The organism is Cellulomonas sp. P1_G12_2 (assembly GCF_056405535.1).
Genome location: NZ_JBFUBX010000002.1, coordinates 781411 through 803226, shown reverse-complemented (window position 1 = coordinate 803226; position 21816 = coordinate 781411). Strand labels below are relative to the sequence as shown.

Annotated in this window: 20 protein-coding genes; 16 read left to right on the top strand and 4 right to left on the bottom strand. The window is 73.4% G+C overall.

Annotated elements, in window-relative coordinates:
• Positions 1-147 precede the first annotated feature (147 nt).
• Positions 148-1881: a DEAD/DEAH box helicase gene (locus AC1DXT_RS11855; protein WP_477061638.1), complete on the top strand. Its 1734-nt coding sequence runs from the start codon at positions 148-150 to the stop codon at positions 1879-1881.
• Between the two features lie 50 nt (positions 1882-1931).
• Here the strand turns inward: AC1DXT_RS11855 and AC1DXT_RS11850 are convergent, their stop codons facing one another.
• Positions 1932-2555: a MarC family protein gene (locus AC1DXT_RS11850; RefSeq protein ID WP_477061512.1), complete on the bottom strand. Its 624-nt coding sequence runs from the start codon at positions 2553-2555 to the stop codon at positions 1932-1934.
• The gene (locus AC1DXT_RS11845) at positions 2552-3394 is read right to left on the bottom strand and encodes a PHP domain-containing protein (RefSeq protein WP_477061511.1); all 843 of its coding nucleotides are present in this window, start codon (positions 3392-3394) and stop codon (positions 2552-2554) included. The genes AC1DXT_RS11850 and AC1DXT_RS11845 overlap by 4 nt, the downstream gene beginning before the upstream one ends.
• A 38-nt stretch (positions 3395-3432) precedes the next feature.
• Here AC1DXT_RS11845 and AC1DXT_RS11840 point away from each other — a divergent pair, with 38 nt between their 5' ends.
• A complete protein-coding gene (locus tag AC1DXT_RS11840; RefSeq protein WP_477061510.1) occupies positions 3433-4959 on the top strand; it encodes an aminopeptidase P family protein in 1527 nt (508 codons plus the stop codon).
• Positions 4960-5154: 195 nt separating this feature from the next.
• Here AC1DXT_RS11840 and AC1DXT_RS11835 read toward each other — a convergent pair whose 3' ends face one another.
• Positions 5155-5856 carry a YflT domain-containing protein gene (locus tag AC1DXT_RS11835; RefSeq protein WP_477061509.1) on the bottom strand — a complete coding sequence of 234 codons (702 nt, stop codon included), beginning with the start codon at positions 5854-5856 and terminating at the stop codon, positions 5155-5157.
• Between the two features lie 94 nt (positions 5857-5950).
• Here AC1DXT_RS11835 and AC1DXT_RS11830 point away from each other — a divergent pair, with 94 nt between their 5' ends.
• The 14 genes from AC1DXT_RS11830 (at position 5951) to AC1DXT_RS11765 (ending at position 21273) form a co-directional block, all read left to right on the top strand.
• Complete coding sequence (locus tag AC1DXT_RS11830; protein WP_477061508.1) at positions 5951-7258, top strand: magnesium transporter MgtE N-terminal domain-containing protein; 1308 nt, start codon at positions 5951-5953, stop codon at positions 7256-7258.
• Positions 7251-7787: a DUF1003 domain-containing protein gene (locus AC1DXT_RS11825; RefSeq protein WP_477061507.1), complete on the top strand. Its 537-nt coding sequence runs from the start codon at positions 7251-7253 to the stop codon at positions 7785-7787. Before AC1DXT_RS11830 ends, AC1DXT_RS11825 begins: the two co-directional genes overlap by 8 nt.
• A 26-nt stretch (positions 7788-7813) precedes the next feature.
• Positions 7814-8953, top strand: coding sequence for an Mrp/NBP35 family ATP-binding protein (locus tag AC1DXT_RS11820; protein ID WP_477061506.1), 1140 nt, complete (start codon positions 7814-7816; stop codon positions 8951-8953).
• Between the two features lie 209 nt (positions 8954-9162).
• The gene (locus AC1DXT_RS11815; RefSeq protein WP_477061505.1) at positions 9163-9948 is read left to right on the top strand and encodes a DeoR/GlpR family DNA-binding transcription regulator; all 786 of its coding nucleotides are present in this window, start codon (positions 9163-9165) and stop codon (positions 9946-9948) included.
• Entirely contained in the window at positions 9945-11120 is a 1176-nt protein-coding gene (gene galT / locus AC1DXT_RS11810) for a galactose-1-phosphate uridylyltransferase (RefSeq protein ID WP_477061504.1), read from the top strand. The genes AC1DXT_RS11815 and galT overlap by 4 nt, the downstream gene beginning before the upstream one ends.
• Positions 11117-12316 (top strand): galactokinase, encoded by a 1200-nt coding sequence (galK, locus tag AC1DXT_RS11805; protein WP_477061503.1) that lies wholly within the window; start codon positions 11117-11119, stop codon positions 12314-12316. Before galT ends, galK begins: the two co-directional genes overlap by 4 nt.
• 81 nt (positions 12317-12397) lie before the next feature.
• Positions 12398-13282, top strand: a complete 885-nt coding sequence (locus AC1DXT_RS11800) for a hypothetical protein (protein WP_477061502.1) — start codon at positions 12398-12400, stop codon at positions 13280-13282.
• Between the two features lie 161 nt (positions 13283-13443).
• The gene (locus AC1DXT_RS11795; RefSeq protein WP_477061501.1) at positions 13444-14463 is read left to right on the top strand and encodes a permuted SH3 domain-containing protein; all 1020 of its coding nucleotides are present in this window, start codon (positions 13444-13446) and stop codon (positions 14461-14463) included.
• Positions 14460-15254, top strand: coding sequence for an ABC transporter ATP-binding protein (locus AC1DXT_RS11790; RefSeq protein WP_477061500.1), 795 nt, complete (start codon positions 14460-14462; stop codon positions 15252-15254). Before AC1DXT_RS11795 ends, AC1DXT_RS11790 begins: the two co-directional genes overlap by 4 nt.
• Entirely contained in the window at positions 15251-16495 is a 1245-nt protein-coding gene (locus AC1DXT_RS11785; RefSeq protein WP_477061499.1) for an ABC transporter permease, read from the top strand. The genes AC1DXT_RS11790 and AC1DXT_RS11785 overlap by 4 nt, the downstream gene beginning before the upstream one ends.
• Before the next feature lie 242 nt (positions 16496-16737).
• Entirely contained in the window at positions 16738-17730 is a 993-nt protein-coding gene (locus AC1DXT_RS11780) for a hypothetical protein (protein WP_477061498.1), read from the top strand.
• Complete coding sequence (locus AC1DXT_RS11775) at positions 17727-19313, top strand: peptidoglycan-binding domain-containing protein (protein ID WP_477061497.1); 1587 nt, start codon at positions 17727-17729, stop codon at positions 19311-19313. Before AC1DXT_RS11780 ends, AC1DXT_RS11775 begins: the two co-directional genes overlap by 4 nt.
• Positions 19310-20029, top strand: a complete 720-nt coding sequence (locus AC1DXT_RS11770) for an ABC transporter ATP-binding protein (protein WP_477061496.1) — start codon at positions 19310-19312, stop codon at positions 20027-20029. The genes AC1DXT_RS11775 and AC1DXT_RS11770 overlap by 4 nt, the downstream gene beginning before the upstream one ends.
• Positions 20026-21273, top strand: coding sequence for an ABC transporter permease (locus AC1DXT_RS11765; protein WP_477061495.1), 1248 nt, complete (start codon positions 20026-20028; stop codon positions 21271-21273). Before AC1DXT_RS11770 ends, AC1DXT_RS11765 begins: the two co-directional genes overlap by 4 nt.
• Here the strand turns inward: AC1DXT_RS11765 and AC1DXT_RS11760 are convergent.
• Positions 21213-21788: an ArsR/SmtB family transcription factor gene (locus AC1DXT_RS11760; protein ID WP_477061494.1), complete on the bottom strand. Its 576-nt coding sequence runs from the start codon at positions 21786-21788 to the stop codon at positions 21213-21215. The genes AC1DXT_RS11765 and AC1DXT_RS11760 overlap by 61 nt on opposite strands.
• Between the last annotated feature and the right edge of the window lie 28 nt (positions 21789-21816).

Below are 21816 nucleotides of genomic sequence, written 5' to 3'. Positions count from 1 at the left end.
AACCCGCGTGGTGAACTCCGCTGTCGCCCGGGACGCTCCGACACCCGTCGGCCCCGGCAGCGCGCGGCACACCACCCTTCGCAGTGAAGAGTCCTCGTGACCACCACCGACGAGACGCCGGAGCAGGTCTCTGCTCTGGCCGAGCCCATGACCCGCCCCCTGAAGAACACCTGGTCCTCCGTGCAGGCCGTCGAGGCCTCGTTCGCGGACTTCGACGTCCGCCCGGAGATCGTCCAGGCGCTGGCCGACGCGGGCATCACCCACCCGTTCCCCATCCAGGCGATGACCCTGCCGGTCGCGCTGTCCGGCCACGACATCATCGGCCAGGCCAAGACCGGCACCGGCAAGACCCTCGGCTTCGGCGTCCCGCTGCTGCACCGCGTGGTCGCCCCCGGTGAGGAGGGCTACGAGCAGCTGCCCCACGCCGGCAAGCCGCAGGCGCTCGTCGTCGTCCCCACGCGTGAGCTCGCCGTCCAGGTGGCCGGCGACCTGGCCACCGCCAGCTCCCGCCGGAAGGTCCGCGTGCTGCAGGTCTACGGCGGCCGCGCGTACGAGCCGCAGATCGCCGCGCTGAACACCGGCGTCGACGTGGTCGTCGGCACGCCCGGGCGCATGATCGACCTGCTCAAGCAGAAGCACCTCGACCTGTCGCACGTGAAGGCGGTCGTGCTCGACGAGGCCGACGAGATGCTCGACCTGGGCTTCCTGCCCGACGTCGAGACCCTCCTCGCGGCCACGCCGGCCAGTCGTCACACCATGCTCTTCTCGGCCACCATGCCCGGCGCCGTCGTCGCGATGGCGCGTCGCTACATGACGCAGCCGACGCACATCCGCGCGGCCGACCCGGACGACGACGGCCAGACGGTCAAGAACATCAAGCAGGTCGTCTACCGCGCTCACGCGCTCGACAAGGTCGAGATGCTGGCCCGCATCCTGCAGGCCCGGGGCCGCGGCCTGACCATCGTGTTCGCCCGCACCAAGCGCACCGCCGCCAAGGTGGCCGACGACCTGGTCGAGCGCGGCTTCGCCGCCGGCGCGCTGCACGGCGACCTCGGCCAGGGCGCCCGCGAGCAGGCGCTGCGCGCGTTCCGCCACGGCAAGGTCGACGTCCTCGTCGCCACCGACGTGGCCGCCCGCGGCATCGACGTCGAGGCCGTCACGCACGTCATCAACTACCAGTGCCCCGAGGACGAGAAGACCTACCTGCACCGCACCGGCCGCACGGGCCGCGCGGGCGCCAAGGGCACCGCGGTCACGTTCGTGGACTGGGACGACATCCCGCGCTGGGGCCTGATCGACAAGGCGCTCGGCCTGGGCATCCCGGAGCCGATCGAGTCGTACTCCTCCTCGGCGCACGTGTACGAGGACCTCGACATCCCCGAGGGCACCAAGGGACGTCTGCCCAAGTCGCAGCAGACCCGCGAGGGCCTGGGCGCCGAGGTGCTCGAGGACCTCGGCGAGACGGGCAAGCGCGGCGGGGGGCGTCCGGCGACCACGCACTCGGACGCGATCCGCGGCGGCGGGCGGGGCGACTCGCGTCGGGGCGACTCTCGCTCCGGCGACTCCCGCGCGCGCTCCGGCGAGACGCGGTCCGCGTCGTCGGCGCCGACGAGCACAGGCCCGCGCACCGAGCGGCCGGCGGACGACTCCGGCGAGGCGCGCGAGGGCAGCCGCCGTCGCCGTGGCGGCCGCGGACGCGGTCGTGGCGAGGGCGGCGAGGGTGCCGAGGGCTCCGCCCCGGTGGACGGCGCCGCGCCCGAGCAGGGTGCCGAGGGTGCGTCGACCGGGGGCAGCGGCCGCCGGAGCCGCAGCCGTCGTCGCACGCGCAGCGGCCAGGCCAGCGAGGGCGGCGCCCCGCAGGCGACGGCCACCGAGGCCTGACAGCAGGACGGACGAGAGGGCGCGTGCTCAGCGGAGCACGCGCCCTCTCGCTATGCCGCCTGGATGAACGCGGTCACCGCGTCGGCCACGAGCTGGACGGCGATGGCCGCGAGCAGCAGGCCGGCGATCCGGGTGACCAGGATGGTGCCGGAGTCGCCCAGGATGCGGTGGATGACGTTGGCGAACCGCATCGCCAGGTAGAGCGCCACGTGCACGGCGACCACCCCGGCGGCGATGGCGGTCCAGTCGGCGACGGTCTTGTCGGACTGCTGGACGAAGACCATGGTGGCGACGATGGCGCCGGGGCCGGCCAGCAGCGGCGTGCCCAGCGGTACGAGCGCGACGTTGACCTTCCCGTTGCCCGACGGCTGCGGCTCCTCCATCTTCCCGGTCAGCAGCTCCATGGCGATGAGCAGCAGGAGCAGCCCGCCGGAGGCCTGCAGGGCGGGCAGCGTGATGTGCATGTAGTCGAGCAGCGACTGCCCGAACAGGGCGAACGCCACGATCACCCCGAGGGCCACCAGCACTGCCTGCCGCGCGGCGCGGTTGCGCTGCTGGCGGGTCATCGCACCGGTGAGGCCGAGGAAGATCGGCACCACCCCGGGCGGGTCCATGATCACGAACAGCGTGATGAACACCGACGCGAACAGATAGGCGTCGAACACGTCGGTCATGGTCTGATCACGTCGGTGGTCCCTCGCTCCTCGATCGCCGCGAGCACCTCGGGCGCGGTGAGATTCTCCCCCAGCCGGTTGGCCTTCCCGTCACCGTGGTAGTCGCTCGACCCCGTGACCAGCAGGCCGAGGCGGTCGGCGATGCCCCGCAGGCGCATCCGCTGGGCGGGTGAGTGGTCGCGGTGGTCCACCTCGAGGCCACCGAGGCCGGCGGCGGCGAGGCGGTCGAACACGCGGTCGGGCACGATCCGGCCGCGGGCGTCGGCGCCGGGGTGTGCGAAGACGGGCACCCCGCCGGCCTCGCGGATGGCACGGACGGCCGCGGGACCGTCGGGGGCGTAGTGCGGCACGTGGTACGGCCCGTCCGAGGCCAGCAGGTGCACGAACGCGGCGTCCCGGTCCGGCACCACGCCACGTGCGACCAGGGCGTCGGCGATGTGCGGCCGTCCGACGACGACGGCGTCGCGCGCCTGCTCCAGGACGTCCTCCCAGGTGATCGGCACGTCGACGGCGAGCAGCTCCACGATCTGCCGGGCACGGTTCAGGCGGGCGTCGCGCGTCCGGTCGAGCTCGTCGGTCAGCGCGGGATGCGTCGGGTCCTGCAGGTAGGACAGCAGGTGGATGCTGATGCCGCTGGACCGGGCCGACACCTCGGTCCCCCGGACCAGCACGATGCCGTGCACGTGCGCCGCCTGCTCCGCCTCGGCCCAGCCGGCCGTCGTGTCGTGGTCCGTCAGGGCGACGACGTCGAGACCCGCCGCGGCCGCGTCCGCCACCACCTGCGCGGGTGCGCCCGTCCCGTCCGACGCCGTCGAGTGGGTGTGGAGGTCGATGCGCACGGGGTCACGGTAACCGGGACGGGTGGGAGGATGACGCCATGAGTGAGGACCTGACGCCGGAGACCGCCCCCACCCAGCCGCTCGCCGACCGGGGTAGCAACCGGTCCCAGCGGCCGGGCTCCGCGGAGTTCCTGCGGTTCGTCACCTCCGGCTGGGGCGAGCGCCCGCCGTCGGCCCTGCAGCGCGGCCCCGCGGCCGACCACACCGCCGCGCGCCGGTCGGCCCTCTCCGCGCAGTTCCCGGGCGAGCGGCTCGTGATCCCCGCCGGCACTCACCGGCCGCGCTCCAACGACACCGACTACCGCTTCCGCCCGCACTCCGCGTTCGCTCACCTCACCGGGCTGGGCGCCGAGCAGGAGCCGGACGCCGTGCTGGTCCTGCACCCGGTCGAGGACGGCACCGGCGACGACGGCGGCGGCCACCGGGCCGTCCTGTACATGCGCCCGCTGGCCGGCCGGGACACCGAGGAGTTCTTCTCCGACTCGCGCTCCGGGGAGTTCTGGGTGGGCGCGCGCCCGACGCTCGAGGACCTGGAGACGCTCACCGGGATCCGCACCGCGCACCTCGACGACCTGCGGGACGCCCTGGCCAAGGACGTCGGCGAGGACGGCGTGCAGGTGCGGGTGGTCCCCGAGGCCGACGAGGCGATCGAGGAGCTGGTCGAGGAGATCCGCGCCACCGAGGCTGCCGGGCAGCGCGACGAGCGGCTGGCCGAGGCACTGTCCGAGCTGCGGCTGGTCAAGGACGCGCACGAGATCGAGCAGATGCGGCTCGCCGTCGACACGACGATCGAGGGCTTCGAGAAGATCGTCCGCGCGCTGCCGCAGGCGGTCGCGCACCGGCGCGGCGAGCGCGTCATCGAGGGCACGTTCGTCGGCCACGCCCGCCAGGAGGGCAACGCGGTCGGCTACGAGACGATCGCCGCGGCCGGCGACCACGCCACGACGCTGCACTGGATCGACAACGACGGCCAGGTGACGCCGGGCGAGCTGGTCCTGGTGGACGCCGGCGTGGAGGTCGACTCGCTCTACACGGCCGACGTCACCCGGACGCTCCCGATCGACGGCGAGTTCACCGAGGTGCAGCGCCGGATCTACCAGGCCGTGCTGGACGCCGCCGACGCCGGCTTCGCGGCCGCGGTGCCGGGTGCCCGGTTCCGCGACGTGCACGAGGCCGCGATGGTGGTGATCGCCGAGCGGCTCGAGGAGTGGGGTCTGCTCCCGGTGACGGCCGAGGAGGCGCTGCTGCCCGAGAACCAGCACCACCGCCGCTGGATGGTGCACGGCACCAGCCACCACCTGGGCCTCGACGTGCACGACTGCGCGGTCGCCCGGGCCGAGCTCTACCTCGACGGCGTGCTGGAGCCCGGCATGGTGTTCACCATCGAGCCCGGCCTGTACTTCAAGTCGGACGACCTGCTGGTGCCGGAGGAGTACCGGGGCATCGGCGTGCGGATCGAGGACGACGTGCTCATCACGTCCGACGGCAACGAGAACCTGTCCGCGGCCCTGCCCCGCGAGCCCGACGCCATCGAGGCATGGATGGCGGGACTGCTCGCCCGCTGAGTGTCGATCGGGCGCGCCCGCCCGCGTCACCACCTGTGAGAGGGACATCCCCGACACAGGAGGCAGACATGGACGGCCCGAACCTCGCACTGCTGTTCTCGAAGGCCGCGACGCTCCGGGAGGCACGCAGCGGCTTCCCCGACGCCCCGCAGGTCGACCCGGAGCCGACCTTCCGCGAGCGCCGGGCCGCCCGGCTCAGGGCGCGGGCGGAGGCACGCTCGGCGCGGGCGGAGGCACGGGCTGGTCGGACGGCGGTCCGGTCGGCGGAGCGGGTGGTCCGGGCGGCGCGACCGGCGGCACGGTCGGAGAGCCCCACGGGTCCGCGGGGGCCGCAGCCGGCGGGTACGCAGCCGACGGATCCGACGGGCTGGTGGTGGTGATCGGGGCGGCCGGCCGCGCGGGCCAGCCGGACTGGACGCCACCGATCTCCCGCAGCAGCTCGCGGGCCTTGTGCGCCTGCTCCGCCCGGCACAGCACGGCGTAGGACGACGCGACGATCTGGCTGGTCGACGTGAAGTCCCGCTTGCCCCGCGTGAACGAGTACGTGATCACCGAGAACAGCAGCCCGAAGGCGCCACCGATGAAGATCGCGGGCACCAAGGGGCTCTGCGCGCCCGGCGTGGTGAACAGGCTGAGCAGCAGGCCGACGAAGAGGCCGAACCAGGCGCCGGACAGGAACCCGCCGAGGGCCACCCGAGGATAGGAGAGGCGCCCGGTGACGCGCTCGACCATCTTGAGGTCGGCGCCGACGATCGTGACCAGCTGCACGGGGAACGCCTTGTCCGCGAGGTGGTCCACCGCCTTCTGCGCCTCGAGGTAGGTGGCGTAGGACGCGACCGTCTCACCCTGCGGTGGCGTGGGGGTGCGCGGGGCACGAGCGTTACCGGAGAACGACATGCGGCGATCCTCCCCCAGCGTCGCAGGGATCGCCAGGCCCGGACGACCGGCATGGCGGCGGCCGGCAGCCGGAGCCCGGTCTAGGCTGGCCGACGTGAGCAGCGTCGGGACCAGGGTGTTCGTCGCGCGCCTTGCCGGGACCAACGTGTTCGACCCCCTCGGTGACCAGGTGGGACGGGTGCGCGACGTCGTCGTGCTGGTGCGCCCCAAGGGCATGCCCCGGGCCGTCGGGCTCGTCGTCGAGGTGGCCGCCCGACGGCGCGTGTTCCTCCCCCTGACCCGCGTCACCTCCATCGACTCCGGGCAGGTCATCTCGACCGGCCTGGTGAACATGCGCCGGTTCGAGCAGCGCGCGTTCGAGACCCTCGCCGTGGGCGAGCTGCTGGACCGCACGGTCGAGTTCGTCGACGGCTCCGGCCCGGCCACGATCGAGGACGTCGCCATCGAGCTCCAGCGCAACGGCGACTGGGTCATCTCGAAGATCTTCGTCCGCCGCCAGCCGCCGGGCGGGCGAGGAATCCTGCGCCGACGCGGCGAGACCCTGCTGGTCTCGGTCGACGAGGTCACCGGGCTCGGCCAGGCCAGCGCCGCCCAGGGCGCCGAGCTGCTGCTCGCGCAGTACGAGGACCTCAAGCCGGCCGACCTCGCGGACGTCCTGCACGACCTCGGCCTCACGCGACGGCTCGAGGTGGCCAGCGCGCTGGACAACGAGCGGCTGGCCGACGTGCTGGAGGAGCTGCCCGAGGACGACCAGGTGGGCATCCTGCAGGGCCTGGCCCGCACGCGCGCCGCGGACGTGCTCGAGGCCATGCAGCCCGACGACGCCGCCGACCTGCTCGGCGAGCTGCCCGACGAGCAGGCCGCCGAGCTCCTCGAGCTCATGGAGCCCGAGGAGGCCAAGGACGTCCGGCGCCTGCTCGCCTACGAGGACAACACCGCGGGCGGTCTGATGACCACCGAACCCGTGATCCTCGGGCCGGAGACCCCCATCGCCGCGGCGCTCGCGCACGTGCGCCGCCAGGACCTGACGCCCGCGCTGGCGTCGATGGTCTTCGTCGCGCGACCGCCCCTGGAGACGCCCACCGGCCGGTTCATCGGCGTCGTGCACCTGCAGCGGCTGCTGCGCGAGCCCCCGCACGAGGCCATCGGCTCGATCGTCGACACCGACATCGAGTCCATCCCCGTCGACGCCCCGCTGCTGGCCGTGACGCGCAACCTGGCCACCTACAACCTGCTCGCGCTGCCGGTGGTGGACTCCGAGAAGCGCCTGCTCGGGGTGGTCTCCGTCGACGACGTCCTCGACCACCTGCTGCCCGAGGACTGGCGCGAGACGGACGACGAGGGCAACTTCTCGGGCACGGGCGTGCTCGGCGGGCCGGGGCCGGGGGTGACCCGTGGCTGAGCGCCTCGACACCCCGCTGGAGACGCGGCGCCGGTTCATCCGCAAGCCGCAGCTGGACGAGGACGCGTCCGGCAAGATCTCGGAGAGCATCGCCCGGTTCCTGGGCACGCCGCGGTTCATCATCTACCTGACGCTGTTCTGCCTCGTCTGGATCGCCTGGAACGTGTACGCCCCGGACGACCTGCGGTTCGACAAGGCGGCCAACGGGTTCACCGCCCTCACCCTCGTGCTCTCCCTGCAGGCGTCGTACGCCGCCCCGCTGATCCTGCTCGCGCAGAACCGGCAGACGGACCGCGACCGCGTGCAGGCCGAGCAGGACCGGCAGCGCTCCGAGCGCAACCTCGCGGACACCGAGTTCCTGGCGCGCGAGATGGCGGCGCTGCGCATCGCCCTGTCCGAGGTGGCCACCCGCGACTTCGTCCGCTCCGAGCTGCGCAACATGCTCGAGGACCTCACGGCGGAGCGCGATGCCGAGCCCGACAAGAGCCCGGAGCCGTCGGAACGGGGACGGAAGGCCCCCCGGGGCTAGTCCGCTCGCCGCCTACGATGGGCCGCATGCCGGACCCCACCGACCCCCTGCTCGCTGCCATCCGCGAGGCGCTCGCACACGTCCTCGACCCGGAGATCAAGCGCCCGATCACCGAGCTCGGCATGGTGCGCTCCGTCGAGGTCGACGGCGCGCGCGCGACCGTCGGGATCGACCTGACCACCCCCGGCTGCCCGCTGAAGGACACGCTCACGCGCGACGTCAGCGCCGCGGCGGCCTCCGTCGAGGGGATCGCGGACGTGTCCGTGGTGTTCGGTGTGATGTCACCCGAGCAGCGCGCAGCGCTGCGGACGCTGCTGCGCGGGACCGACACCGAGCCGGTCATCCCGTTCGCGCAGCCCGGGTCGCTGACCAAGGTGTACGCGATCGCGTCCGGCAAGGGCGGCGTCGGCAAGTCCTCCGTCACGGCCAACCTCGCGGTCGCCATGGCGGCAGACGGGCTGAAGGTCGGCATCGTCGACGCCGACATCTACGGCTTCTCGATCCCCCGCATGCTCGGGGTCACCCGGCAGCCGACGCGGGTGGACGACATGCTGCTCCCGCCCGAGGCGTTCGGCGTCCTGGTGGTCTCCATCGGCATGTTCGTGCCGCCCGGCCAGCCGGTCGTGTGGCGCGGGCCGATGCTGCACCGCGCGCTGCAGCAGTTCCTGGCCGACGTGTTCTGGGGCGACCTCGACGTGCTCCTGCTCGACCTGCCGCCCGGCACCGGGGACATCGCGATCTCCGTCGCGCAGCTGCTGCCGAGCTCCGAGCTCGTCGTCGTCACCACCCCGCAGGTGGCCGCCGCGGAGGTCGCCGAGCGTGCCGGGTCCGTGGCCGTGCAGACGCGCCAGCACGTGGTCGGCGTGGTGGAGAACATGTCGTGGCTCGAGCAGCCGGACGGCTCGCGGCTGGAGATCTTCGGCTCCGGTGGGGGGCGGACCGTCGCCGACAACCTCACCCGGATCACGGGCGGGGACGTCCCGCTGCTCGGCCAGGTTCCCCTCGACGTCCGGCTGCGCGAGGCCGGCGACGACGGGACCCCGGTGGTGCTCAGCGCCCCCGACTCCCCCGCCGCGCAGGCTCTGCGCGAGGTCGCCCGCTCCCTGGCCGCCCGCCGCCGCGGCCTGGCGGGCCGCTCCCTGGGTCTGACCCCCGCAGGGCGCTGACGCTCGACGCGCGCCCCGCGGTAGCGAGCACGACGTCCGCACGTCCGAGCGCCCTGGCGACCCGATGTGCGGACGTTGCCCAGCACTCTCCCGCGACGTCCGCACATCCGAGCGCCAGAGCAGCCTCATGTGCGGACGTCGCAGATCGCCGGCCGGCATCGAGACCAGCGCGTGTTGAAGTTTGTTTGTTTGAGTGCGATGCTGTTCGGGTGCTTGCCTCCCAGCGCCAGGAGCGGATCCTCGCCGCCGTGCGCTCCGAGGGTGCCGCGCGGGTCGCCGACCTGGTGGAGCGCCTCGACGTCTCGGACATGACGGTCCGGCGGGACATCGCGGAGCTGGCCCGGGCCGGCCTGGTCCGGCGGGTGCACGGCGGAGCGGTCGCCCCCGACGCACCCGGACGACCCACCGACGAGCCGGGCTTCGAGGCCAAGCGCTCCTGGGCGGGCGCCGAGAAGGCGGCGATCGCGCGCGCGGCGCTGGCGACGATCGAGCCCGGGCAGGCCGTCGCGCTCTCCGCCGGCACCACCACGTACCTGCTCGCCGAGCTGCTCGCCGGTTCGGGCATCGGTCCGCTCACGGTCGTCACCAACGGCCTGCGGATCGCCGACGCCCTGCACGGCGCCCACGGCATCGAGGTGATCCTCACCGGCGGAGTCCGTACGCCGTCCGACGCGCTCGTCGGCCCTGTCGCCGACGCCACGCTGGCGAGCCTGCGCGTCGACCGCACCTACCTCGGCGTGCACGGGCTCGACGCCCACGGCCTGACCACCCCGAACCTCGCGGAGGCCGCCACCGACCGCGCGCTCATGGCCTGCGCAGCGGCGACCACCGTGCTCGCCGACCACACGAAGTGGGGGGTGGTCGGCCTGGCCCGCATCGCCCCGCTCGACGACGTCGACACCCTGCTCACCGACGACGGCCTGCCCGCCGACGCCCGACGACACCTGACCGCGACCACCCTGGTCTTGGTCGACACCTCTGGAGCCACCCCGTGACCGTCCGACTGACCACGACCACGCTCGCCGACGGCCGGGAGCTGCTCTACTTCGACGACTCCGAGCCCTACGTCTCCGGCGCGGCCACCCGCACGCTCGAGGACGCACGCCCCCTGGTCGACCGGTTCGCCCCTGTCCCCGACGCCGACGGCGTCCCGCAGCCGGTCACCGGCCCGGAGCTGCGCCGCGACCCCCTCACGGGCGAGTGGATCCCGATGGCCGCCCAGCGCATGAACCGCACGTTCCTGCCGCCGGCCGACGCCAACCCGCTCGCCCCCGCCAAGCCCGGCGCGGTCTACCAGGACGGCGAGATCCCGGCGGAGGACTACGACGTCGTGGTGTTCGAGAACCGGTTCCCGTCGCTGCTCGCCGTGCCGGGTATCCCCGACGTCCCGGTGCAGCGCGACGGCGCGCCCCTGTGGACCGTCCGCCCGGCCGCGGGCCGCTGCGAGGTCATCTGCTTCTCGTCGGACTCGACCGCGTCGCTGAGCACGGTGACGCCGGGCCGGATGCGGACGATCGTCGAGGCCTGGGCGCAGCGGACCGAGGCGCTGAACGCTCTGCCGGGCATCGAGCAGGTGTTCGTGTTCGAGAACCGCGGCAAGGAGATCGGCGTCACTCTCCACCACCCGCACGGGCAGATCTACGCGTTCCCGTACCTCACCCCGAAGACGACCGCGATGCTCGCGCAGGCGCGTGCGCACCGGGAGCAGACCGGCCGCCTGCTGGGCCGCGACGTGCTCGACGCCGAGCTGGCGCACGGCGAGCGGATCGTGCTGGAGTCTGAGCACTGGGTGGCGTACGTGCCGTTCGCGGCGCGCTGGCCCGTCGAGGTGCACCTGGCCCCGCGGCGCGACGTGCCCGACCTGCCGGCGCTGACCGACGCGGAGCGCGAGGACTTGTCGACCGTCTACCTGTCGCTGCTGCAGCGGCTGGACCGGTTCTTCGTCGGCCCCGACGGCGAGGCGATCCCGCTGCCGTACATCTCCGGCTGGCACCAGGCCCCCGTGCGCGAGGGTCGCGACGACTCCCGCCTGCACCTGCAGCTGTTCTCGGTGCTGCGCGCGCCGGGCAAGCTCAAGTACCTTGCGGGCGTCGAGTCCGGCATGGGTGCCTGGATCAGCGACACCACCCCCGAGCGCATCGCGACCCGACTGCAGGAGCTGGCATGACACCCGAGTGGCTCGAGGCCTGGACCCCCGCCGAGGGCGCCGACCGCGCCGCCGGGCTGTTCCGCACCCGGTTCGAGGCGGAGCCCGACGGCACCTGGTCGGCGCCGGGCCGCGTGAACCTCATCGGCGAGCACACGGACTACAACGGCGGCCTCTGCCTGCCCATCGCGCTCCCCCACCGCACCTACGTGGCCCTGCGGCGGCGAGACGACGACACGGTGCGGCTCGTCTCCGCGCAGGAGCCCGCCGGGCTGCGGACGATCGAGCTGGCGGACGTCGCACCCGGCACGGTCGAGGGCTGGGCCGGCTACGTCGTCGGCGTCGCGTGGGCGCTGCGCCAGGCGGGGCACACGGTCTCCGGGTTCGACGTCGCGGTCGACTCGTGCGTGCCGTACGGCGCCGGGCTCTCGTCGTCCGCCGCGCTCGAGGCCTCGGTGGCTGTCGCCCTAGACGCCGTGTTCGCGCTCGGCCTGGCGGGGTCCGACGACGGACGCGCGACGCTGGCGTCGCTCTGCGTGCGCGCCGAGAACGAGATCGCCGGGGCGCCGACGGGGGGGATGGACCAGGCCGCCGCCCTTCGCGCCCAGGAGGGTGACGCCCTCCTGCTCGACTGCCTCGACGGCTCCGTCCGGCACGTCCCCTTCGACCTCGCCGCGCACGACCTGGCCCTGCTGGTCGTCGACACCCGCGCCGAGCACGCCCTCGTGGACGGTCAGTACGCGGCCCGCCGCGCGTCGTGCGAGGCGGCGGCGGAGCGCCTCGGCGTCGACACGCTGCGCGAGATCTCGGACGACCCCCGCGGCCTGGAGTGGGCGCTCGGCAAGCTGGACGACGACGTCCAGGTGCGCCGCGTCCGGCACGTGGTCAACGAGATCAACCGGGTCACCTGGTTCGTCGCCCTGCTCGACGCCGGCGAGGTCGGGCTCGTCGGCACCCTGATGAACCAGTCGCACGCCTCCTTGCGCGACGACTACGAGGTGTCGTGCCGGGAGCTGGACCTCGTCGTCGACACCGCTCGGGAGGCGGGTGCCACGGGAGCGCGGATGACCGGGGGCGGGTTCGGCGGGTCCGCGATCGCGCTGGTCGCCGCGGACGAGGTGGACCGAGTGGCTCAGGCGGTCGCGGACGCGTTCGCGGCGCAGGGTCTGCGGGCACCGGCGTTCCTGGTGGCGACGGCCGCGGGCGCCGCGTCCTGACCTGACGAACGAGCGGCGGGTTTCGTTGTCCGCCCCGCGCTCGATGCGAGCCACGGTCGCGCGCTCGTAGCGTCCTGCGTCATGCGGGGTGCGCGCGCGGCGACGGTGGTCGGTCTCGTCCTGGTCGCGGGGTGCTCGGGCGCCTCGGGTGCGCAGGGCGGTGGTCCGCTGAGCGACTACCTCGGCGAGTACGCGGCGAGGATGCAGACCGGGGACCACGCGCGCGCGGTCGCCGCCGAGGAGGCGATCGCGTCCTGCATGCACGCGGAAGGCTTCGACTACGTGCCTCGCCCCGAGGGCGCCTGGCACTCCGAGCTGGTCGAGGTGACCGCGGAGCACTCCACCCTGGCGTGGGCGGAGGAGCACGGCTACGGGTTGGTCGACGGCGTCGGCACCGCGGTGTCGACCGCAGCCCCGGACCCGAACGAGGAGACGCTCGCGGCCATGTCCGAGGCCGAGCGCACCGCCTACGACCAGGCGCTGCTCGGCGCGGCGGCGGACGACCCGCAGGCCGACGTCGACGGCTGCGCAGGGCCGGCGGACCAGGCCGCGTGGACGTGGTGGGAGGACGCCACCTACCAGCACTTCCGGGACGAGACGACCCGGATCGAGGACGCCGTCGACGACGACGCGCAGGTGACCGCCGCCGCCACGCAGTGGCGAGCGTGCGCCGCCGAGCGCGGCCATCCCGAGCTGGACGCGTTCGGCGACGGGATGCGCCTCATCGCGGACGAGGTCGCGCCGTACCAGTCCACCGGGTCGGGGAGCATCCCGGTCGACGTCCGACCGGCGCTGCTCGAGCGGGAGATCCAGCTGGCCACGACCGAACGAGGGTGCGACGAGGAGGTCGGGCTCACCCGCACCCGGGACGGGCTGGTCGCCGTCGCGCAGCGCACCTACGTCGACGAGCACCGAGCCGAGCTGGACGCGTGGGAGCTGAGCTGGCCTGCACCTTCGCCGTCGTGACACGCCGCGACGGTGGTTGACGTCTAGTACGCACCGCGCAGTAGTGTCTGGCCCGCGATACCGGACGCACATCATCCTCCCGACGGATCCCCTGATCAGCGCGGGGTCGGTACGTTCCGGTCGCACCGCTGGCCGTCCCATCGACAACGAGGAGCCCGACCGTGGGGGTCACCCGCCGGATCATCTTCCCGACCATCCGCCTGATCCTGTGGGCGATCATCGCGGCCGCCCTGGTGAAGATCGCGTTCGCCGGTGCGGACGTCAGCACCGTCGACAACTCCCTGCAGCCCACCGGGGCGATCGTCGAGCCGACCGTCGAGGTGGCGACCGGCACCGTGACCAACGCGGTGACCGTGCAGGCGTCGGTCACCTCCGACCCGGCCGTCGTCGTGCGGGCCACGCTGGCGGGCACGGTGTCCAAGCTGCTCGCCGCGGACGGCGCGGCGGTCGCCGCGGGCGCTCCCATCCTGGAGATCCGGCAGGAGACCCCGCAGGACCCGATCGTGAAGACGAACCCGGAGACGGGCGAGGTGACCACCACCGAGCGCAAACCGAAGGTCGTGATCGAGACCGTGAAGGCGCCGGTCGCGGGGACCCTGTCGCTGCCCACGCTCAAGGACCAGGTGGTCTCGGTCGGTGACGAGGTGGGCAAGGTGGCCCCCGGCACGCTCTCGGTCACCGGGACCCTCACCCCCGACCAGCAGTACCGCCTGGTGGGCGCCCCGACCCAGGCCAGCGTCACGCTCACGGGCGGGCCGGCACCGTTCGACTGCACCGGGCTGCGCGTCGGCGCAGCCCCCGCCACGGGCTCCGAACCCGACTCCACCGGGGTCACGAGCGCGTCGGGCACGGTCACGTGCGCGATCCCGGCGGGCGTCACGGCGTTTCCCGGCCTCGGCGCGTCGGTCGAGATCACCAACGGCACGGCCGCCGACGTGGTGGTCGTCCCGATCACGGCGGTGCAGGGCACGGTCCAGAAGGGGAACGTCTGGGTGGTCGCCGCCGACGGCAGCGACGAGAAGCGGCCCGTCGGGCTGGGCCTCACCGACGGCGAGAACGTGCAGATCACCGAGGGCCTGGCCGCGGGCGACACGATCCTCGAGTTCATCCCGGTGCCCGGCGGCGCCGGGAAGCCGGTCGACTGCACCCTCAACTACGACCCGGCTGTGTGCGGCGGATGAGCCTCCTCGAGCTCACCGACGTCACGCGGACGGTCCGGCTGCCCGACGACCGGCTGCTGCACATCCTCCAGGGCGTGACCCTCTCGGTCGACGCGGGCGAGCACGTCGCGATCGTCGGCCGCTCCGGCACCGGCAAGTCGACGCTGCTCAACATCCTCGGCCTGCTCGACGCGCCGACCACGGGCCAGTACCTGCTCGAGGGCGTGCCGATCGGCAAGCTCTCGAACGGCACGCGCACCAAGCGCCGCGGGCGGGACTTCGGGTTCGTGTTCCAGCAGTTCAACCTGCTGCCCGGTCGCACGGCGCTCGAGAACGTGTCCGCTCCGCTGCTCTACGCCCGGGGCCGGCAGTTCTGGTCGCGCACGCGCCTGGCCGCGGAGATGCTCGAGCGCGTCGGCCTGGGCGACCGGGTGGACACCATGCCCGACAAGCTGTCCGGCGGCGAGCAGCAGCGGGTCGCGATCGCCCGGGCGCTCGTGCGCGGGCCGCGGGTCATCCTGGCCGACGAGCCGACCGGCGCCCTCGACGTGGAGACCGGCGCCGAGGTCATGGACCTGCTCGACGAGATCGCGTCGCAGACCGGCGCCGCGCTGGTGACCATCACGCACGACCTCGCGGTGGCGGCACGGGCGGAGCGCCAGTACCGGCTGACCGAGGGCGTGCTGGTGCCGATCAGCCTCGACACGACCGCCGACTGGGTGGGCGACGTGCCCACGCTCGTGGCGGACCGGTCCGCCCGCACCGAGCGTCGGCTGCCCGAGCCCACCGGCGAGGCAGAGGTGCTCGCATGACCGGCGCGGTCGGCGCGATCGTCGAGGCCTGGGGAGAGCTGCGGATCCACAAGCTCCGGGTCCTGCTCGCCCTCATCGGCGTGGCCTGCGCGGTCACCGCCATCACCGGCGTCACCGCGCTGGTCTCCATGCTCAACCAGTCGTTCAAGGAGCAGACCGAGCGCCAGTCCGGCCGCGTGGTCACGCTCAACGTCAACGCCTGGTCCTCCGGGGAGGACGCCACCCCGCCGACGGGCTGGGACGCCGAGTTCGAGCAGGTGCTCGAGCGCTACGACATCACCTACGCCAGCCGCAACGAGTGGACGCAGGCCGTGGTCCGGTACCCCGACGGGACGCGGGCGACGCAGGTCCAGGCCGTCGACGCCGACCTCGGCACGATCAACCGGATCGTGCCGGTGCAGGGCCGCTGGTTCACGGACGCCGACGAGGAGGCGATGGCGCCCACGCTCGTGGTCAACGAGGCGTTCCTCGAGGCCCAGGGGCTGTCGGACCTCTCGTCGCACCCCACGGTGCAGCTGGGCGACCGGGCGCCGGTCACGGCTGCCGTGGTCGGCGTGCTGCACGACGACTGGTCCGATGCCGAACCCGTCGCCTACGTCCTGTACGACCAGTACCACCGGTGGATCGGCCCGGACGGCTCCGGCATGCAGTCCGGCGGCTCCGGACCGGTGGTGCCCAACCCGATGATGCCCCCGCAGGTGCCGTCCATGTTCCTGTGGGTGCCCACCGAGCAGTCGACGGCGCTCGCCGACCAGATCAAGCGAGACATGCAGGCAGTCGCACCGGGCTGGCAGGTGGACGTCCAGGACAACAACTACGACACCGGCGGGCTCGACCGGGCGACGAAGTGGGTCGGCATCGGCATCGGCGCCTTCGCGCTGCTGCTCGGCGGGCTCGGGCTGGTGAACATCGCGCTGGTGACCGTGCGCTACCGCATCCGGGAGATCGGGATCCGGCGCTCGTTCGGCGCCACCTCCGGGCGCGTGTTCTTCGGGGTCATGCTCGAGTCGGTCGTCGCGACGGTCGTGGCCGGGCTCGTCGGCGTCGTCCTCGCGGTCGCGATCATCAAGAACATCCCCGTCGAGCGGATCTTCGGCAGCGGCATCCAGGACATGCCACCGCTCCCGGTCAGCGCCGCGCTGGTGGGCATGGCCGCGGCCGTCGCGGTCGGCGCCCTCGCCGGACTGATCCCCGCGATCGTCGCCGTCCGGGTCAAGGTGATCGACGCCATCCGATACTGACGTCTGACAGGGCGAAAAGGTTGTGCGACCTGCGGTGGATGTGCGACGGCACACCGGCTCCCTACGGTCGAGGGCGTGACCACGACGCCGGGCGTCCGCGGAGGGGCGGACGCCCGGCGCTCGTCACGACGGCGCCCAGGAGATCACCCTCAAGGTGGATCTTTGACCCACTTTGCGCCGCTATGGTCATCGTCGACACGAGTGAGACCACCTGTGACTCCACCGCCGAAGGGGCCGACACGATGAGATCCACGCGCACCACCTCCGCGCTCGCCGCCGCGGCGGTCGCGGTGACGCTGCTCGCAGGCTGCGGCAGCGGCGGGAGCGATCCCACGGACGACGGCACCCTGACCTACGAGGACAGCCCGCTCGCCGTGTACTGGGAGCAGCTGGGTGGTTCGCAGGACCCCTCCGACGCCGAGGCCCAGCAGGCCCGGTCGGAGGAGATCGTCGCCGCCTGCATGCAGGACGAGGGCTTCGAGTACACGCCGCAGGACGCCTCGGGCATGACCCAGAGCATCGAGGACGAGGGCGACATGCCCGCCTGGGACTCCCTCGAGTTCGCCGAGCAGTACGGCTACGGCGCCACGACGTACGCCGAGATGCCGATGAACAAGGGCGGCGGCGAGGAGTGGGTGGACCCGAACGCCGACTACCTGGCGACCATGAGCGAGGGTGAGCAGACCGCGTTCTACGAGGCGCTGTACGGCAAGCAGACGATGTCCGAGGAGCCCACCGACGACGAGACCGCGGTGGAGCAGGAGTACGACTGGACGACGGCCGGCTGCCAGGGCAAGGCCCAGCACGAGGTCTACGAGGAGGGCCAGGTCTACGACGACCCGGAGTTCAAGGACCTGATGGACGGCATGTCCGAGCTGTACACGGACGTGGAGAAGGACGAGCGGACCATCGCCGCCTACCGCGAGTGGGCGGAGTGCATGGCGGAGGAAGGCTACGACTTCGCCAACCCGCAGGAGGCGCAGAACAGCGTCTACGAGGCGGTCAACGAGATCCCGTACGACGAGGAGGACGGCTCGCAGGACCCGGCGGCGCTGGCCGAGCTCCGCGACGAGGAGATCGCGACCGCGACGGCCGACCGCACGTGCCAGACGAGCACGGGCTCGGCGCGAGCGGCGCTCGAGGCGCAGTTCGCGGTGGAGCAGGACTTCATCGACGCCCACAAGGACGAGCTCGACGCGATGGTCGAGAAGGCGGCGCAGGCGGACAAGACGTGAGCACCCACGTCACCGGAGGGCGCCGCACGATCGTCGTGATGGCGGTCGTCGCCGTCGTCTGCCTCGCCGCAGGACTGTTCCTGAGCCAGCTGATCGTGTCGCCGGGCAAGGCAGCCGCCGACGCCGCTCCCCCGACCGCGGGCCCCATCACGGTGCCGGTCGAGAACCGCGTGATCTCGAACGAGCTCGTGATCCGCGGCGACGTCGGGTACGACGACCCGGTCGCCCTGCGCGTCGAGACCGGCGACCTCGGCGGTCCCGCCGTCGTCACCGGGCAGGTGCCGCAGGTGGGTGCGCAGATCGGGGCGGCCTCGGTCGCGCTCGAGATCGTCGGCCGGCCCGTCATCGTCCTGCCGGGAGACCTCCCCACGTACCGGTCGCTCCGAGCCGGGGTCTCCGGCCCGGACGTCCGCCAGCTGAAGGCCGCGCTCGCCTCGCTCGGCATCGACGCGGGCGACCCGGCCACCGACACGTACGACTCCGCCACCGCGGCGGGCGTCCGCGCGCTGTACCAGAAGGTCGGGTACGAGCCCCCTGCCGCGGGCGAGGACCTGCAGGACACGGCGACCGCGACGCGCGAGGGTGTCCGGTCCGCGCAGGACGGGCTCGCAGCCGCCCAGCGCGAGCTGGCCGCTGCTGCCGCCGGGCCGGCGTCGTCGGTGATCATCGGCCTGGACACCGCCGTCGCGGTCGCGCGCCAGACGCTCGCGGACGAGCAGACCCGCTGCGCGGCACCCACCGAGGACGCGCCGTGCAGCCAGGCCGCGCTGGTGCAGGCGCAGGGCGCGCTCGCCCAGGCCGAGGCCGAGCGCGCCGAGGCCGGCACGGCGAAGGACGTCGCGTCCGAGCGTGCCGCGGTGACGTCGGCGCAGGCGCAGCTGACGGCCGCCCGGGAGCTCCAGACGGAGGCACAGGCGGCGACGCTCACGCCGCTGCCGGCCAGCGAGGTCGTGTTCGTGCCGACGCTCCCCCGTCGGGTGGACGTCGTCAGCGCGATCCGCGGCGGGACGGTCACGGGCGAGTTCATGAGCGTCTCCGGTGCCACCATCCAGATCACGGGGAGCGCGACGCGCGCCGACGCGGAGCTGCTGACGGTCGGCGCGACGGGGTCGATCACGCTCGACGACCAGGAGCTCCCGGTCACCGTCGCTGCGGTCAAGGACTCCGTCGAGACGCCGACCACCGAGCCCGGGACGCCGGAGGGCGAGGAGCCCGAGCAGCCCGCCGCGCCGAAGGGTGACCGGCGGGCGGTCGTCTTCACGCTGGGGAGCCTGACGCCCGAGCAGGTGTTCGCGCTGCAGAACACCAACGTGCGCGTGCGCGTGCCCGTGAGCTCGACGCAGGGCGAGGTGCTCGCGGTTCCGCTTGCCGCGCTGACGGCCGGGCCGGGTGGCGAGTCCCGGGTCGAGCTCGCCGGCACGGGCGGGAAGGCCAGCTCGCTGGTGACCGTCACCACCGGGCTGGCGGCCGACGGCTTCGTGGAGATCTCGAGCGCCGAGAGCCCGCTCGTGGCCGGCGACCTGGTGGTCGTGGGCGTCGCCGACACCGAGAAGAAGACGACGGACACGGAGGCGGACGAGTGACCGTCCTCGACCTGCTCGACGCACCCGAGCAGCTCGAGCCACAGGCGCCGGTGCTCGAGCTGCGGGGTGCCGCCCGCCAGTTTCCCGGCGACCCTCCGGTGCACGCGCTGCACCCGGCCGACCTCGCGGTGGCGTCCGGCGACTACCTGTCGGTCGTCGGGCCCTCCGGCTCGGGCAAGTCCACGCTCCTGAACCTGCTCGGCCTGCTGGACAAGCCGACCGAGGGCGAGTACCTGCTCGACGGGATCCCCACGGCCGGGGCCGGCGAGCGCGAGCGCGCTGCGCTGCGGGCCGGTCACATCGGGTTCGTGTTCCAGGCCTTCCACCTCATGCCGCACCGGACCGTGCTCGAGAACGTCCTGCTCGCCACGCTCTACAGCGGGGTGCCCCGGTCCGAGCGTCGCGACCGCGCGGTGGCCGCGCTCGACCGGGTCGGGCTCAGCCACCGGGTCGACTTCGTCCCCACGGTCCTGTCGGGCGGCGAGCGGCAGCGGGCCGCCGTCGCGCGCGCGGTCGTGGCGCAGCCGCGGGTGCTGCTCGCCGACGAGCCGACGGGGAACCTCGACTCCGAGAGCTCGGCGAGCGTGCTCGACCTGTTCGACGAGCTGCACTCGGGCGGGCTGACCCTGCTGGTGATCACGCACGACGACGAGGTCTCCGCGCGTGCGCAGCGCCGGGTGCGCATCGCCGACGGCTACCTGCGCGAGATCCCGTGACCGCCCTGGCGCAGCGGGTGGCGCGGACCGACCGGTTCGGGTTCCGGGACCTGCTCGCCGAGGCCGCGGCCGGCATCGGTGCGCGCCCGGGTCGGCTGTTGCTGACCATCCTGGGCACCGTGCTGGGCATCGCGTCCGTGGTGGTGACCGTCGGGCTGGCGCAGACCGCGTCGGGGCAGATCAACAAGCAGTTCGACGCGGTCGCCGCGACGCAGGCGGTCGCCGAGCCGGAGACCAACAACGGCTGGGACGGCTCCGAGCGCGCGATCGGCACACTGCCGTGGGACGCGTCGGAGCGCGCCGAGCGCCTCGCGGGCGTCGAGGCGGCGGGGACCTTCTCCACCGTGGACGTCGGCGACGCGGAGATCACCGCGGTGCCGGTGCACGACCCGTCGGCCGCCCGCACGGCCGCGCCCGACGTCATCGCCACCTCACCCGGGGCGCTCGACGCCATCGGCGGCCGGGTGGTCCAGGGCCGCTACTTCGACGCCGGGCACGACGACCGCGCCGATCGCGTGGTCGTGCTCGGGGTGGACGCGGCCCGGCGGCTCGGCGTGGTCCGCGTGGACCGCCAGCCGTCGATCTTCATCGGCGACCGCGCCTACCAGGTCATCGGCATCATCGACGACGTGGTGCGGCGCTCCGACGTCCTGGGCGGCGTGCTGATGCCGGAGGGGACCGCGCGAGCGGACTTCGCCCTGGCGGCGCCCGGCGAGCTCCACCTGCACCTCGCTGTCGGCGCCGGGCCCGTGGTGGGCAGCCAGCTGGCGACCGCGCTGGACCCCAACGCACCCGAGACCATCGACGTGCAGACGCCGCCGGCCACCTCGAAGGTGCGGCAGAGCGTGCAGGCGGACGTGAACACGATCTTCCTGGCGCTCGGCGGGGTGGCGCTGCTCATCGGCGGCGTGGGCATCGCGAACGTGACCCTGCTGTCCGTGCTGGAGCGTGTCGGCGAGATCGGTCTGCGGCGGGCGCTGGGGGCCACCCGGCGGGACATCGGCGCGCAGTTCATGGTCGAGTCCGTGGTCGTCGGGCTGCTGGGCGGGATGCTGGGGGCCGCCCTCGGGGTGGCCGTCGTCGTCGGGGTCAGCGCCGCGCAGGAGTGGACCCCCATCCTCGACCTGCGGATGGTCGGCGTCGCGGCCCTGGCGGGCGGCGTCATCGGGCTCCTCGCCGGGCTCTACCCGTCGCTCAAGGCCGCATCGATCGAACCCATCGCCGCGCTGCGCGGGGGCGTCTGACGCGTCACGTCCTCGTGCAGCGACCAGAACACGGAGTAGGGAGTCTGCGTCTGCTCGGTCGGTCGCGCGGCGAACTCCTCGAAGATCGCCTGCACGCGCGACAGCAGCTCCTGCAGGCCGTCGTCGTCGAGCCGCAGGCCGAGGCGGGTCACGAGGACCTCCTGCGGGTCCACGAGCGCGACCTCCTCGAGGAACGTGTCGATGAGGATCCGGCTCATGCCCGGACCGCCCGGAGTGCGCCACGACTTCCGGGTGGCGAGGTACGGCACCTCGCGTGAGCCGCGCGCCCCCCGGCGCACCGGCTCGGCGACGAGGAACCCCCGGTCGACGAGCGTGCGGACGTGGTGCAGGACGGTCGCCGGGTTGCGGCCGAGCCGCTGTGCGATCTCCCGGTTGGTGAGGGGCTCGTCGAGGCACAGCCGCAGGATCCGGATGCGCAGCGTGCTCGCCAGAGCCCGGGCATCGGCGTCCGCGTCGGCCGTCGAGGCGTCGTCAGCGGGTGCGGGTTCCGTCACGCAGACCATCCTCCCACAGTGATTGACA